The organism is uncultured Kocuria sp., from assembly GCF_947500125.1.
Classification (GTDB): domain Bacteria; phylum Actinomycetota; class Actinomycetes; order Actinomycetales; family Micrococcaceae; genus Kocuria.
Genome location: NZ_CANMRA010000034.1, coordinates 21,923 through 36,392 on the forward strand (window position 1 = coordinate 21,923; position 14,470 = coordinate 36,392).

General features: G+C 75.8%; 12 protein-coding genes and 1 pseudogene. 9 read left to right on the forward strand and 4 right to left on the reverse strand.

The features are described from left to right. The 6 genes from Q0817_RS17180 (at position 1) to Q0817_RS17205 (ending at position 7,423) form a co-directional block, all read left to right on the forward strand. Positions 1-1,098 (forward strand): glycosyltransferase family 9 protein, encoded by a 1,098-nt coding sequence (locus Q0817_RS17180; protein ID WP_298591073.1) that lies wholly within the window; start codon positions 1-3, stop codon positions 1,096-1,098. After that, positions 1,086-2,045, forward strand: a complete 960-nt coding sequence (locus tag Q0817_RS17185; protein WP_298591075.1) for a glycosyltransferase — start codon at positions 1,086-1,088, stop codon at positions 2,043-2,045. The genes Q0817_RS17180 and Q0817_RS17185 overlap by 13 nt, the downstream gene beginning before the upstream one ends. Beyond that, entirely contained in the window at positions 2,042-3,892 is a 1,851-nt protein-coding gene (locus Q0817_RS17190; RefSeq protein ID WP_298591076.1) for a glycosyltransferase, read from the forward strand. Before Q0817_RS17185 ends, Q0817_RS17190 begins: the two co-directional genes overlap by 4 nt. Then, entirely contained in the window at positions 3,889-5,301 is a 1,413-nt protein-coding gene (locus Q0817_RS17195) for a PfkB family carbohydrate kinase (protein ID WP_298591078.1), read from the forward strand. The genes Q0817_RS17190 and Q0817_RS17195 overlap by 4 nt, the downstream gene beginning before the upstream one ends. Beyond that, positions 5,291-6,325: a glycosyltransferase family 9 protein gene (locus tag Q0817_RS17200; RefSeq protein ID WP_298591080.1), complete on the forward strand. Its 1,035-nt coding sequence runs from the start codon at positions 5,291-5,293 to the stop codon at positions 6,323-6,325. Before Q0817_RS17195 ends, Q0817_RS17200 begins: the two co-directional genes overlap by 11 nt. Positions 6,326-6,406: 81 nt before the next feature. After that, the gene (locus Q0817_RS17205) at positions 6,407-7,423 is read left to right on the forward strand and encodes a UDP-glucuronic acid decarboxylase family protein (protein ID WP_298591082.1); all 1,017 of its coding nucleotides are present in this window, start codon (positions 6,407-6,409) and stop codon (positions 7,421-7,423) included. Between the two features lie 31 nt (positions 7,424-7,454). Here Q0817_RS17205 and Q0817_RS17210 read toward each other — a convergent pair whose 3' ends face one another. Continuing rightward, positions 7,455-8,381, reverse strand: a complete 927-nt coding sequence (locus tag Q0817_RS17210; protein ID WP_298591083.1) for a glycosyltransferase family 2 protein — start codon at positions 8,379-8,381, stop codon at positions 7,455-7,457. Beyond that, complete coding sequence (locus Q0817_RS17215) at positions 8,378-9,277, reverse strand: glycosyltransferase family 2 protein (RefSeq protein ID WP_298591085.1); 900 nt, start codon at positions 9,275-9,277, stop codon at positions 8,378-8,380. Before Q0817_RS17215 ends, Q0817_RS17210 begins: the two co-directional genes overlap by 4 nt. Before the next feature lie 228 nt (positions 9,278-9,505). Between Q0817_RS17215 and Q0817_RS17220 the strand changes: the two genes are divergently transcribed. The 3 genes from Q0817_RS17220 to Q0817_RS17230 are packed head-to-tail and all read left to right on the forward strand — an operon-like array spanning position 9,506 to position 12,971. Continuing rightward, positions 9,506-11,200 carry a circularly permuted type 2 ATP-grasp protein gene (locus Q0817_RS17220; RefSeq protein WP_298591087.1) on the forward strand — a complete coding sequence of 565 codons (1,695 nt, stop codon included), beginning with the start codon at positions 9,506-9,508 and terminating at the stop codon, positions 11,198-11,200. Continuing rightward, positions 11,194-12,120, forward strand: coding sequence for an alpha-E domain-containing protein (locus tag Q0817_RS17225; RefSeq protein ID WP_298591089.1), 927 nt, complete (start codon positions 11,194-11,196; stop codon positions 12,118-12,120). Before Q0817_RS17220 ends, Q0817_RS17225 begins: the two co-directional genes overlap by 7 nt. Then, positions 12,117-12,971 carry a transglutaminase family protein gene (locus Q0817_RS17230; RefSeq protein ID WP_298591091.1) on the forward strand — a complete coding sequence of 285 codons (855 nt, stop codon included), beginning with the start codon at positions 12,117-12,119 and terminating at the stop codon, positions 12,969-12,971. The genes Q0817_RS17225 and Q0817_RS17230 overlap by 4 nt, the downstream gene beginning before the upstream one ends. Before the next feature lie 42 nt (positions 12,972-13,013). Here Q0817_RS17230 and Q0817_RS17235 read toward each other — a convergent pair whose 3' ends face one another. Together Q0817_RS17235 and Q0817_RS17240 are read right to left on the reverse strand one after the other, a co-directional pair. Beyond that, on the reverse strand, positions 13,014-13,802 hold the full coding sequence (locus Q0817_RS17235; RefSeq protein ID WP_298591093.1) for a class E sortase: 789 nt from the start codon (positions 13,800-13,802) through the stop codon (positions 13,014-13,016). 13 nt (positions 13,803-13,815) lie between these two features. Beyond that, positions 13,816-14,470, reverse strand: a pseudogene (locus Q0817_RS17240) (hypothetical protein); the annotation flags it as partial.

The window sequence follows — 14,470 nt, forward strand, 5'->3', positions numbered from 1 at the left end:
ATGGGCCGCATCCTCGCCGTCCGCCTCGACTCGGACGGGGACGTCCTGCTGACCGGGCCCGCGGTCCGGGCCCTGGCCCGGACCGGGAACCCGGTGGACCTGCTGGCCTCCCCGGCCGGCGCCGCCGCCGCGCGGCTGCTGCCGGACGTGGCCGACGTCCTCGAGTACTCGGCGCCGTGGTCGGGCTTCCGGCCCCCTCCCGTGGACCGGGAGGCGACCACGGAGCTGGTCGACGGCCTCGCCGCCCGCGGCTACGACCTCGCCGTGGTCTTCACGTCCTTCCACCAGAGCTCCCTGCCCATGGCGCTGCTGGCCCGGCTCGCCGGGATCGACCGCGTGGTGGCCACGAGCGAGGACTACCCCGGATCGCTGCTGGACGTCCGGCACCGGCGCGCGGACCCGCCCGGCGGCGGCCACGAGGTCGAGGCGGCCGTGGAGGTCGCGGTCGCGGCCGGCGCCCCGCGTCCTGCGGACCTGCGCCTGGCCGTGCGCCGTCCGCTGCCGCCCGTGCCCGCGGAGGTGGCGGCGCTTCCCCCGGACTACGTGGTCCTGCACCCGGGAGCCTCCGTGCCCTCGCGCGGGCTCACCGCCGAGCACGCCGGGAGCCTCGCGGCGGAGCTCGCGGCCGCCGGGCGCGCCGTCGTCCTCACCGGCGGGCCGGGGGAGTGCGAGCTCACCGCCGCGACCCGCGCCGCGGCCTGTGCCGCGACGCCCCGCGGCACGGTGCTGGACCTCGCCGGCCGGACCGACCTGCCGGGCCTGGCCGCCGTGCTGGACGCCGCCGCGTGCGTCGTCGTGGGCAACACCGGCCCCGCCCACCTGGCCGCCGCCGTGGGCACCCCGGTCGTGTCCCTCTTCTCCCCGGTGGTGCCGCCCGAGCGGTGGGCGCCCTACGGCGTGCCCGTCGTGCTGCTCGGGGACCAGGGCGCGGACTGCCGCGGCTCCCGCGCCCGCGACTGCCCCGTTCCCGGCCACCCGTGCCTGTCCTCCGTGTCCCCGGCGACCGTCCTCGCGGCCGTCGAGCAGCTGACGGGCGGCGCCCGGGGGAGGGCCGCCACTGTTCCCGAACCGCAAGGAGGACCCGGGTGCGCATCCTGACCTGGCACGTCCACGGGTCGTGGACGACATCGTTCGTGCACGGCCCCCACACCTACCTGCTGCCCGTCGTCCCCGACCGCGGCCCCGACGGCCGGGGACGCGCCGAGACCTGGGACTGGCCGGCCGCGGCCGTCGAGCGCACGCCCGAGGAGCTGGCCGACGCCGAGTTCGACGTGGTCCTCCTGCAGCGCCCCCACGAGCTCGAGCTGCTCGAGCGGTGGACCGGACGCCGGGCGGGGACCGACGTCCCGGCGGTCTACGTGGAGCACGACACCCCGCGCGGGCCCGCCGTGGCCACCCGCCACCCCCTGGCCGAGCGCTCCGACGTGCCGGTGGTGCACGTGACGCACTTCAACCGGATCATGTGGGACACCGGGGACGCGCCCACCGAGGTCGTGGAGCACGGCGTCCTCGACCCGGGACCCCTCTACACCGGGCGCACGGCCAGCCTGGCCGCCGTGGTCAACGAGCCCGTCCGGCGCGGCCGGATCGCGGGCACCGACCTGCTGACCGCCATGGCCGAGGACCTCCCCGTGGACGTCTACGGCATGGGGATGGACCGCCTGGCGGAGCACGCGCCGCACATGGCCGGCCGGCTGCACGAGAACTACCCTCAGGAGCAGCTGCACGCCGCGCTCGGGGCGCACCGGGCCTACTTCCACCCCTACCGGTGGACGAGCCTGGGTCTCGCCCTGCTGGAGGCCATGACCATCGGGATGCCGGTGCTCGGGCTCTCGACCACCGAGGCGCCGCGGGCGGTGCCGCCCGGGGCCGGGCTGCTCTCCAACGATCCGGAGGCCCTGGCCGCCCAGGCCCGGCACTGGCTGGACGACCCCGACGCGGCGGCCGCCGCGGGCACCGCCGCCCGCGAGCACGCCCTGAGACACTACGGCGCGGACCGCTTCCTCGCGGAGTGGGACCGCATCCTGGAGAAGGTGACGGCATGAGAATCGCAATGGTCTCCGAGCACGCCAGTCCGCTGGCCGCCCTCGGCGGGGTCGACGCCGGCGGGCAGAACGTCTACGTGGCCGCCCTCGCGGCGGGCCTCGCCCGCCTGGGCCACGATGTGGTCGTGTACACGCGCCGCGACGACGCCGGGCTCCCCGACGTGGTCGAGCTCGCCCCCGGGGCCCGCGTGGTCCACGTCCCCGCGGGGCCCCCGAGCGTCCTGCCCAAGGACGACCTCGCCCCGTACATGGACGAGTTCGGCCGCTGGCTCGCGCGCGACTGGGCCCGGGACGGGGTCCCCGACCTCGTGCACGCCCACTTCTGGATGTCCGGGATCGCGGCGCGCCGCGCCGCCGGGACGATGCAGATCCCCGTGGTGCAGACCTTCCACGCGCTCGGAGCCGTCAAGCGCCGGCACCAGGGCGCCGCCGACACCAGCCCCACCGGCCGGCTCGCGGCCGAGAACGAGCTCGTCGCGGCGGCCGACCTCGTGCTGGCCACCTGCCGCGACGAGCGGGCCGAGCTCCTGGCCCTCGGCGGGGACCCGTCGCGGATCGACGTGGTCCCGTGCGGCGTGGACCTCGACGCCTTCGTCCCCGCCCCGCCTCCCGCCGCCGGCCGGCGGCCCCGGATCGTGGCGCTCGGCCGGCTCGTGGAGCGCAAGGGCGTGGACGTCGTCGTGCGCGCCCTCGCCGAGCTGCCCGGCGCGGAGCTCGTCGTGGCGGGCGGTCCCGACCGCGCCGAGCTGGACCGCGATCCCGAGGCCCTGCGGCTGCGGGCGCTGGCCCGGGAGCTCGGCGTGGCGGACCGTGTGGAGCTGCTCGGCCGAGTGGACCACGACGACGCCGCCGCGCTGCTCGCCACCGCGGACGTCGTCGCCTGCACCCCCTGGTACGAGCCGTTCGGCATGGTCCCGCTCGAGGCGATGGCGTGCGCCCGCCCCGTGGTGGGCAGCGCCGTCGGCGGCCTGCTCGACAGCATCGAGCACGGCGTGACCGGTCTGCACGTCCCCCCGCGGGACGTCTCCGCGACCGCGGCCGCCCTGGGCACCCTCCTCGAGGACCCCGCTCTGGCGGCCCGCATGGGACGTGCCGGGCGCGAGCGCGTGGAGCGGCTCTTCGGCTGGCGGCGCGTGGCCCAGGAGACGGAGCGCTCCTACGCCCGCGTCGTCGCCCGGCACCGCCGGGAGCACCCCCCGTTGGTCGGGCAGACCGAGCGCTGGCTCGGCGCCCACCTGGACGAGCTGACGGTCGCCGCCCGGGACGCCGCCCAGCACGCCGACGTCGTGGACCGGTGGGGCGCACGCCTGGCCGGGCTGCTCACGGACGGCGGGCGCGTGCTCGCCGTGGGCAACGGCGGCAGCGCCGCGGAGGCCCAGCACTTCACCGCGGAGCTCGTCGGCCGCTTCGTCGACGACCGGCGGCCGCTGTCCGCCGTGTGCCTGTCCGCGGAGACCTCGAGCCTCACGGCCATCGTCAACGACTACGGCGTGGAGGAGGTCTTCGCCCGCCAGGTCCAGGCCCACGGCCGGGCCGGCGACGTGCTCGTGGTGCTCTCCACCAGCGGCCGCAGCCCGAACGTGCTGGCCGCGGCCGACCGGGCGCGGGAGCACGGCCTGCACGTCTGGGCGCTCACCGGCCCCGGCCCCAATCCGCTGACCGAGCGGGCGGACGAGTCCCTGACCGTCGCCGCGCCCAGCACCTCGGTGATCCAGGAGGTCCACCTCATGCTGCTGCACGCGATCTGCGCCGCCGTGGACGCCCGGCTCGCGCCGCCCGCCGGGCCCGTGACGCCGGCCGAGGCCGACAGACCGGCCAGGACGGCCGTGCGGGCGGGGGTCGCATGAGCGCCCCGCGCATCGTCGTGGTGGGCGACGCCCTGCTGGACCGGGACGTCTCCGGCACCTCGACCCGCCTGAGCCCCGACGCGCCGGTCCCCGTGGTGGACGTCGACGCCGTGTTCGCCAGCCCCGGCGGGGCGGGCCTGGCGGCGCTGCTGTGCGCGGAGCCGCCGTCCGTCGGCGCCGGGCCGACGGCGGTCGCCGTGACCCTCCTGGCCCCGGCCGCGGACGACGCCGCCGGACGGGAGCTGGCCGGCTCGCTCGGCGAGGTGGCCCTGGAGCGCCTGGGGCACGAGGGCGGGACCCGCACCAAGACCCGCGTCCGCAGCTCGGGCCAGACCCTCGTGCGCGTGGACGAGGGCGGGCCCGGCACCCCGGTGGGCGTCACCACCGAGCAGGTGGCCGCCGTCCTGGCCGGGGCGGACGCCGTCCTGGTCTCCGACTACGGGGGAGGCGTCACCCGCGACCCCGCCGTGCGCGCCGCCCTCGAGGACCACGCCCGCACCGGCGTGGTGGTGTGGGACCCCCACCCGCGCGGCGGCGCCCCCGTGCCCGGGTGCACGCTCGTCACCCCGAACGCCGCCGAGGCGGCCGCAACCCTCGAGGGATCCGGCCCCGGGTCCCCCCGGGAGCTCGCGGGCGTGCTGCGCCGGCACTGGGGCGCCCGCGCCGTGGCCGTCACGGCCGGTGCGGACGGGGCCTACCTGGCGACGACCACCGGGACCGCACTGGTTCCCGCGGCGCCCGTGCAGAACACCGACCCCTGCGGGGCCGGGGACCGGTTCGCCTCCGCGGCGGCCCTCGCCCTCGGCGGCGGCGCGGACGTGACGGCCGCCGTGGAGACCGCCGTCGAGGCGGCGGGCCAGTGGGTCGCCGCGGGCGGCGCGGCCACCTATCGCACGCGGCGCGCCGCCGGCGTCCACGCCCGCCCGGCCCTGCACCCGGGTGCCGAGCGGCTGCCCCGCGAGGTGCAGGAGCTGCTGGGCGAGGTGCGCGGGCGCGGCGGGACCGTGGTGGCCACCGGTGGCTGCTTCGACGTCCTGCACGCCGGCCACATCGCCTCCCTCGACGCCGCGCGGCGGCTCGGCGACGCCCTCGTGGTGCTCCTGAACTCGGACGACTCCGTGCGCCGGCTCAAGGGCCCGGGCCGGCCCGTGGTCGGCGAGGCCGACCGCGCCCGCGTGCTCGGGGCCCTGCGCAGCGTCGACGCGGTCGTCCTCTTCGACGAGGACGACCCGCGCGCGGCCCTGAACCTCCTCCGCCCCGACGTGTGGGTCAAGGGCGGGGACTACACGCCCGAGCAGCTGCCCGAGGCCGTCGACGTGCGCGGCTGGGGCGGCCGCGTCACGGTGCTGCCGTACCTGTCGGGGCGCTCGACCACCGCGATCCTGCAGAGGGCCGGCCGTGAGCGCTGAGCCGGCCGCCTCCACCGCTGCCCCCGCTGCTTTTCCCACGGCCGGGACCGCGCCGGGCCGGCGGGCCGTGGACCCCGCGAGCATCGGCCCGGGGGACGTGCTCGTGCTGCGGGCGCTGGGACTCGGGGACGCCCTGACGGCCGTGGCCCCCCTGCGGGGCCTGCGCCGGATGCTGCCCGACCACCGGATCGTGCTCGCCGCCCCGTCCGCGGTGGGGTCCTGGCTGGCCGGGCTCGGCGTGGTCGACGGCGTGCTCCCGCTCCCCGGGCTCGTGCCGCTGCCGCCCACCCCCGGCGGGCACGTGGCCGTGAACCTGCACGGGCGCGGGCCGCTCAGCCACGAGCTGCTCCTGGCCTCCCGGCCCGAGCGGCTCATCGGCTTCGCCGCCCCGGAGGCCGCTCACGACGGCCCGCCGTGGCGGGCGGACGAGCACGAGGTGCGGCGCTGGTGCCGGCTGGTGGACGAGGCCGGTGGCCCGTGCGGCCCCGAGGACCTGCGCCTGCGCGCCCACCGTCCCGCGCCGGGGGACGCTCCCGTGCTGATCCACCCGGGCGCCGCCTCCGCCGCGCGGCGCTGGCCCGCCGAGCGCTGGCGGGAGGTCGCCGGGGCCCTGGCCGCGGACGGGCACCGGATCGTGGTGACCGGCTCCCCGGCCGAGGCGGAGCTCGCCGCCGCCGTCGTGGCCGGGATCGACGCCGCGCAGGACCGGTGCGGCGCCCTGGACCTGGACGGGCTGGCCCGCACCGTCGGTGCGGCCTCCGTGGTGCTCAGCGCCGACACCGGCGTGGCCCACGTGGCCACCGCCCTGGCGGTGCGCTCCGTGGTGCTCTTCGGCCCCACACCGCCCGCCTGGTGGGGGCCCGCCGTGGACCCCGAGCTGCACACCGTGCTGTGGCACGGCGACCCGGCCGCGCGGGCATGGGGCGACCCCCACGCGGACCGGCTCGACGAGCGCCTGGCCGCCGTCACCCCGGCCGAGGTCCTGGCCGCGGCCCGCGCCCAGCTGGACGCCGCCCGCACCTGACCCCGACCGGCCCCGATCCCTCGATCCCCGAGCCTTCGATCCCTGTCCTTCGATCTCCGTCCTTCGAACCAGAGGAGCACCGTGAACCCCACGACCGACGCGACCACCTCAGCGAGCACGGCCCGCCCGATCCGCCGCGCCGTCGTCACCGGCGGGACCGGCTTCCTGGGGAGCCACCTGTGCACCGAGCTGCGCCGCCGGGAGGTGGAGGTGGTGTGCCTCGACAACTTCCTCACCGGCTCGGCGGCCAACATCGAGCACCTCGTGGGCGACCCCGGCTTCCGGCTCGTCCAGTGCGACGTCACCGACTACGTGCACGTGCCCGGGGACGTGGACCTCGTCCTGCACTTCGCGTCCCCGGCGTCCCCGATCGACTACCTGAAGCTGCCCATCCACACCCTGAAGGTCGGCTCGATCGGCACCCACCACGCCCTGGGCCTGGCCAAGGACAAGGGCGCGCGGTTCGTGCTGGCCTCCACCTCCGAGGTGTACGGCGACCCGCAGGTCCACCCGCAGCCGGAGAGCTACTGGGGCCACGTCAACCCGGTGGGCCCGCGGGGGGTCTACGACGAGGCCAAGCGCTTCGCCGAGGCCCTGACGGTCGCCTACCGCGCCGAGCACGGGGTGGACACGGCGATCGTGCGGATCTTCAACACCTTCGGCCCCCGGATGCGGCCCTTCGACGGGCGCGCGATCCCCACGTTCATCCGCCAGGCCCTGGCCGGGGAGCCCCTCACCGTGGCCGGGGACGGCGCGCAGACGCGCTCCGTCTGCTACGTCTCCGACCTCGTGCGCGGCATCCTGGCCCTGGCCGACAGCGGGCACAGCGGCCCCATGAACATCGGCAACCCGCACGAGCTGTCCGTGCTGCAGATCGCCCGCGACGTCATCGCGGCGACCGGCTCCTCCTCGGGGCTGGAGTTCGTCGAGCGCCCCGTCGACGACCCCATGGTGCGGCGCCCCGACACCACGCTCGCGACCGAGGTCCTCGGCTGGGCCCCGGAGGTCCCGTGGACGGAGGGGCTGGCGCACACGGTCGAGTGGTTCCGCGCGGGCGCCGACCTCTCGCGGTCCGGCGCCGCCGTGCGCTCCCGCTGAGCGGCCGGGACGCCGGCCGACCGGGGACGGGTCAGCTGACGTAGCGCCGGGCGGCGCTGCTGCGCTGCGACTCCTCCAGCGCCAGGAACCGCCGCTCGACGTGCTCGGGCAGGGTCCGCCGCTCGCGCAGCACCCACGGCGCCCCGCGCAGGGCGTCGAGCAGGGCCAGTGCCGTGACCCGGTCCCGCGGGGCGGCGCCGACCACGTCCCGGGTCCGGCGCAGGGCCGCGCGCAGCGGCCGGCGCAGCCAGATGAACCACAGCGTGTTGCGCAGTCCGTGCCGGCGCCGCAGGTGCGGGTCCCGGACCGTGGAGGCCTGGTGGTGGACCACGACGTCGGGCAGGTGCACGAGCTCCCAGCCCGCGGTCGCCAGATCCGCGGCCAGCAGTTCCTCCTCGCCGCCGAGCCACAGCCGCTCGCTGAACCCGCCCACCTCGAGGAACGCGGTCCGGCGGACCACGGACGCCCCCGCGAGGAAGCTGCCCAGGGCGGGCCCGGGCATCCAGGCGGGGCCCTCGACGGGCGAATGCAGCAGCTCCGCGTTGATCGCGTCCTCCCGGGACCCGGGCTCCACCAGGATCCTGCCTGTGACCACGCCCAGCTGGGGATGGGCCTCCAGCGCGTCGGCCGCCCGGCGCAGGGACCCGGGCTCCCACCAGGTGTCGTCGTCGCAGAAGGCCACGAACGGTGTGCTCACGCGCTCCAGGGCGACGTTGCGGCCCACGGCGCCGAGGTTGACGGGGCTCGCGACGAGCTCCGCCCAGGGGTGCCGCTCGCGGATCGCGTCGGCGGTGCCGTCCGCGGAGCCGTTGTCGACGACCACCACGTGCGGTCGTTCGGGGAGCTCCCGCAGCCGGGCCAGGGCCAGCAGGGCCTCGTCCCGGCGGTTGTGGGTGATCATCACGACCGCGACGCGCCCGTCGGGACCGGGCTCGGGGGTGGGGGCGGACTCGGTCACGGGCTCTCCTCCGGTGCGGTGGGGTCGGTGGGGTCGGTGGGGGCGGAGCCGCGCAGCAGCGCGAGCGCGGCCTCCGTGGTCGGGGACACCCGGCGCCGGACGCGCAGCGCGGCCGGCACCCGGGGGAGGGCGCCGAGCAGACCGCGGCGCCCCGTGCGGCCGCCGCGCAGGGCGCCCAGGGCTTCGTGGGCCACGATCCGCCAGGGCCGGCGCAGGAGCGCGGTGAGCAGGCGGCTGCGCACCAGCCCGGTCTGCCGGCGCTCGTCCGTCCCCCGCCGCGGCGAGGGGTGGTGGTGGGCCCGGATCTCCGGCACGTAGGACAGCCGCCACCCGGCGTCGAACAGGTCGAGGGCGAGGCGCTCCTCCTCACCGGGGAAGCGCACGACGGCGTCGAAACCGCCGGCCGCCAGGAACGCCGAGCGGCGCACGATCGCCCCGCAGCCCACGAAGCCGAGCAGGGCCGGGCCGGGGGAGCCGGTCGGGATGCCCAGCGGGGACGCGGCCAGCACGGCGTTGAGCGGATCCGGGCGCTCCTCGGGGCCCACGGCGATGGACCCGGCGATCAGGCCCAGCCGGGGATGGGCGTCGAAGACGGCCGCGGCGCGCGCGAGCGCGCCGGGGGCCCACCACGAGTCGTCGTCGGCGAAGGCCACGTAGGGCGTGCGGGCGCGCCGCACGCCGACGGTCCGGGCCACGGCCCCGACGTTGCGGGGCAGCTCCACCACCTGCACGTGGGGGTGGGCGGCGCGCACCGCCTCCGCGGAGCCGTCCGTGGAGGCGTTGTCCACGACGACGACGGGTCCCTCGTGCCGGCCCAGGTGCGCCACGAGCTCCTCCCGGCGGTTGCGGGTGGCCACGACCACCGTGACACGGTGCTGGGGGTCCGGGGCGTCCATCGTGTCCTTCCGTCGGGTCCGCCGCGTCGCACCGGTGGAAGCGGCCGCGGGCCCGCCTCCGGGCGGACACGCCCTCCCATCGTAGGGGCACGTCCTCCGGGCGTCCGGTGCACCGCGCGTGGCACAATCGGGAGGGACCTCGGCACCCGGGTTACCGCTGCGAAATACGGCGCGTCCATACTGCACGTACTGCCCGCCACGACCCCGAAAGGCATGTGATCGCCCGACATGTCCGACCTGTTCGAGAACTACGCCACCGACATGGCCGTGGCGGCGGCCTACGACGAGATGTTCACGGCCGACCAGAGGGTCCGGCCCGGCTACGACCAGGTCGGCGGGGTCCTGGACGACCTCTCGCTCAGCGACGTCAACACCCGCGCCGACTCCATGGCCCGGTCCTTCCTCGACCGGGGGGTGACCTTCGACTTCGCGGGGGAGGAGCGCCCCTTCCCGCTGGACATCGTGCCGCGCGTGATCACCGCCGGTGAGTGGGACGTCATCGAGCGCGGCGTCAAGCAGCGGGTCCGGGCCCTGGAGTGCTTCCTCGACGACGTCTACGGGGAGCAGCGGGTCGTGGCCGACGGGATCGTGCCGAAGGCGCTGATCACCTCCTCCGCCCACTTCCACCGGGCCGTGTGGGGCTTCCGGCCCGCGGGCGGCGTCCGGATCCACGTGGCGGGCATCGACGTGATCCGGGACCAGGCGGGGGTGTTCCGGGTCCTCGAGGACAACGTGCGCGTGCCCTCGGGGGTCTCCTACGTGATCGAGAACCGGCGGGCCATGACCAAGGGCCTGCCGGAGGCGTTCATGTCGCAGCCCATCCGCGCCGTGGAGGCCTATCCGCGGCACCTCTACAAGGCGCTGCGCGCGACGGCCCCGGAGGCCGCGGAGGACCCCACCGTGGTGGTCCTGACCCCGGGCGTGTTCAACTCGGCCTACTTCGAGCACACCCTGCTGGCCGGGCTCATGGGGGTGGAGCTCGTGGAGGGCCGGGACCTCGTGGTCCGCGGCGACAAGGTCTACATGCGCACCACCGACGGCGAGCAGCGCGTGGACGTGATCTACAAGCGGATCGACGACGAGTTCGTCGACCCGCTGCACTTCCGCTCGGACTCCGCGCTCGGCTGCTCCGGGCTGGTCAACGCGGCCCGGGCCGGGAACGTGACCATCGCCAACGCGATCGGCAACGGCGTGGCCGACGACAAGCTCACCTACTCCTACGTCCCCGACCTCATCCGGTACTACCTCGACGAGGAGCCGGTGCTGCCCAACGTGGACACCTACCGGCTGGAGGAGGACGAGGCCCGCGCCTGGGTCCTGGAGCACCTGGACGAGCTGGTGGTCAAGCCCGTGGACGGGTCCGGCGGCAAGGGCCTGGTGATCGGCCCCCAGGCCACCGAGGCCGAGCTCGAGGAGCTGCGCGCGAAGGTGCTCGCCGACCCGCGCGGGTGGATCGCGCAGCCGGTGCTGCAGCTGTCCACCGTTCCGACGTTCGCGGAGGGCGAGTTCAGTCCCCGGCACGTGGACCTGCGGCCCTTCGCGGTGAACAGCGGCGACGAGGTCTACGTGCTGCCCGGGGGACTGACCCGGGTGGCCATGCAGAAGGGCTCGCTGATCGTCAACTCCTCGCAGGGCGGCGGCTCCAAGGACACCTGGGTGCTCGGACAGCCGCAGACCCAGGACCTCGACCCCGGCCAGGCCCCGCCCCCGGACGTCGACTCCTCGGTGCACACGTGGCCGGTCTCCGCGTCCTGGCAGGACGAGGGCGACAGTGGCCAGCAACAGCAGCAACAGCAGCAACAGCAGCAGCAGCAGCAGGACGTGGCCCGTCCGGGCGCCTCCGGGACGACCGCCGCGCCCACGGCCGCATCCACCACCGCTTCCACCACCGCGACCCGCACCGGAGAGGGGCCCACATGCTGAGCCGTATTGCCGAGTCCCTGTTCTGGATCGGCCGCTACGTCGAGCGGGCCGACGGAGTGGCCCGGATCCTCGACGTGCACCTCGAGCGCATCACCCAGCTGCCCGTGGGCGAGCAGGAGGCCGAGGTGCGCCGCATCATGGCGGTGATGGGCGTGGAGCCCGGGGACGGCGACTACAGCGTCCGGTCGATGATCCACGAGCTCGCCTGGAACAAGGACTGCCTAACCTCCATCTCGGGCTCCCTGCACGCCGCCCGCGAGAACGCCCGCCGCGCCCGGGAGACCGTGTCCTCGGCCATGTGGGAGTCGCTCAACTCCACCTACTACGGTCTGGGCCAGCACCGCCGCGACGTCGTCGGCACCTTCCGGGTCTGCCACTGGACCATCGAGCGGATGGCGACCGTGCGCGGACAGATCCAGATGACCATGTCCCACGACGAGTCCTGGATGTTCCTGTCCCTGGGCGCGGCGATCGAGCGGGCGGACATGACGTCCCGGCTGCTGTGGACCCGGTCGACGTCCACGTCCGGCATGTCGTGGGTGTCGATCCTGCACTGCGCCGGCGGCTACGAGGCCTTCCTGCGCACCCGGTACGGCACGTTCAGCGACGAGTCCGCGACCGAGTTCCTGCTCCTGGACCGGCTCTTCCCGCGCTCGATCCTGCACGCCCTCACCACGGCGGAGGAGATCCTCGTGGGCCTGGAGCCCGGTCTGCAGCGGGTCGGGTTCAAGGACGACGCGCGCCGCATCATCGGCGAGGCCCGCACGTCCCTGGAGTTCCACCACGCTCTGGATCTCATCGCCGTGCTGCCCGAGCACCTGAACAACGTCCAGGCCGCGTGCGCCAACGCGTCGGAGGCCGTGAGCTCCAAGTACTTCTCGCACGCCGTCGAGGCGTCCTGGTTCGGAGGCATGCTGTGACCCGGCTGAAGATCGACCACGTCACCCGCTACGACTACAACGACAACGTCTCGAAGTCCTACAACGAGGCCCGGATGACGCCCCTCTCCGACGACGAGCAGGTCGTGCTCGAGGCGGAGCTCACGCTCAGCCCGGGGATCGCCACGGTCAGCAACTACCGGGACTACTGGGGCACCCGGGTCGCGGCCTTCGACATCCAGGGACGGCACCGGCACCTGGAGGTCCGCTCCTCGGCCACGGTGGAGGTGCACCGGCACCCCGGCGACGAGGTCGCCGACGGGCTGAGCTGGGAGGAGCTGGCGACCCCCGAGGTCCTGGACGCGGTCTCCGACTTCGTCCCCCAGACCCCGCTCACCCGGCTCGGGCCCGAGCTCGAGAAGGTCGCCGAGGAGATCCGCCGTGAGTCGGCCGATCCGGCCGCCGCGGCGGCCGCGATCTTCAGCGGCATCGCGACGCACATGCAGTACGTGCCGGGGGTCACCGGCGTCCACACCGACGCGGAGGCCGCCTGGCGGGAGGCCAAGGGCGTGTGCCAGGACCTCGCGCACGTGGCTCTGGGCATGATGCGGCACATCGGCATCCCCGCCCGGTACGTCTCCGGCTACCTGCACCCGGACTACGAGGCGGGCATCGGCGCGACCGTGCCGGGGGAGTCCCACGCGTGGGTCGAGTGGTGGAACGACCGCTGGTACGCCTACGACCCCACCAACCACACGCAGCTCACCGACTTCCACGTCACGGTGGCCCGCGGCCGCGACTACACCGACGTCACTCCGCTGAAGGGCATGGTCACCGGTGGCGGAGGCACCTCGGGGCTCCAGGTCCAGGTCGAGGTCACGCAGACCGCCTGACGACGGCGGGGCCGCCCACCACCTCGCGTCGGTGCGCCGGCCTCAGGTGCGGCCGGTGGCGGCCACCGCTGCGGCGATCTCGGCCGGCGGGCCGGACGACGCAGGTCGCCAGGACGTCAGCACGGCACGGCCGACGAACCGCTCGGTGGCTCCGTAGCGCGGATGGCATGTCGTCAGCGTGAGGATCCGCTCGGTCGGGTCCGCGGTCGGGGCGTCGGGGTCCGGGGCCAGCACGCGCGTCTCGTCCGGGGCCACGACCTCGCTGCCGCGATAGGTGTAGGTGTAGTACGCCTCGGCCGTGCGCACGTGGATGTGGTCGCCCGGCCGCAGGGTGTGGACGAGGTCCAGCGCCTTTCCGTTGGACTGCCGGTGGCCGGCGATCGCGACGTTGCCGAGCTCTCCGGGCATCGCCGTGGACGGATAGTGACCCAGTCCGAGGGTGTCCAGCACATCGGGATCCGCCCCTTCCGCAACGGGCCGGGCGTAGTCCCGGCCGAACCGTGGCACGTAGACGATGCCGATCAGTTCTCCCTGCGGCGGGCGGGCCGTCACCGGAGGTGGTCCTTCGCCCACGCCCTCGGCGGCCGGGACCTCCGCGGAGCGCACCTGATCGAGCCGGTCGCTCATCCGGGCCACCGCATGTTCCTGAGCCCGTCCCGCGGCGAGATCGGACCACCACAGGTGCCACGCCGGAACCAGCAGGAGCGTCAGTCCCAGCACCATCAGCAGGACCGGTCCGGCGGTGCGCCGGCGCTCCGCGGCTGTCCGGCCTCCGCTCCGGCTGCGTGTGCCCGGACGGCGCAGGGAGGTGGTCGCGGCGGCTCGGCGCACGGGTGCCGCCGCCTCAGACGCGCTTGAGGCGCAGGACCGCACCCAGGGAGAGCAGCAGCGCGCCGAGACCACCCGCGGTCAGGACGCCGCTCCCGACGCCGGTGTAGGCCAAGGACTGCGGCATCGCCGGCGTGCTCGCGGGCGCCCCGGAGGCGGCGACCCCGGTTCCCTCCTCCGGCGGTGTCTGCGTGGGGGCCCCCGCGGCAGCCGCAGGGGACACCACCGTGGCATCGGTCGCGGACGTGCGCGCGGCGGCGACCGGGCGCTCGGACCCGACCACGGGCGCACGGTCCGGCCCCGTGCGCAGGACGGACACGTCCGGCAGGGCTACGACGTCGACCGTCCGCGGCGCCAGCGGCTCGGGACCGTGGACGCCCGGGGACGTCGAGGGCGGAGCGGGAGTCTGCCCCAAGGACGGAGTGCCGGGCGTCCGGTCCGGCGACACCGGAGTGGGAGCGAGGTCGCCGCTCTTGGTGTCGTCGGTGTGCCCTGGGATGGTGCCGTCGTCGCTGCCGTGGCCGTCGTCGTCGTGGCCGTTGCCGGGGGTGGTGCCGTCGCTGCCCTGGCCGCCGTTGCCCTGGGTGCCGTTGCCGTCGTGGCCGTTGCCGGGGGTGGTGCCGTCGCTGCCCTGGCCGCCGTTGCCCTGGGTGCCGTTGCCGTCGTGGCCG

Bases quoted from the DNA above. Each gene is read 5' to 3' on its own strand.
- Q0817_RS17190 (WP_298591076.1), top strand. From the start codon at position 2,042: ATGAGAATCGCAATGGTCTCCGAGCACGCCAGTCCGCTGGCCGCCCTC.
- Q0817_RS17225 (WP_298591089.1), top strand. From the start codon at position 11,194: ATGCTGAGCCGTATTGCCGAGTCCCTGTTCTGGATCGGCCGCTACGTC.
- Q0817_RS17215 (WP_298591085.1), bottom strand. From the start codon at position 9,277: ATGGACGCCCCGGACCCCCAGCACCGTGTCACGGTGGTCGTGGCCACC.
- Q0817_RS17195 (WP_298591078.1), top strand. From the start codon at position 3,889: ATGAGCGCCCCGCGCATCGTCGTGGTGGGCGACGCCCTGCTGGACCGG.
- Q0817_RS17220 (WP_298591087.1), top strand. From the start codon at position 9,506: ATGTCCGACCTGTTCGAGAACTACGCCACCGACATGGCCGTGGCGGCG.
- Q0817_RS17180 (WP_298591073.1), top strand. From the start codon at position 1: ATGGGCCGCATCCTCGCCGTCCGCCTCGACTCGGACGGGGACGTCCTG.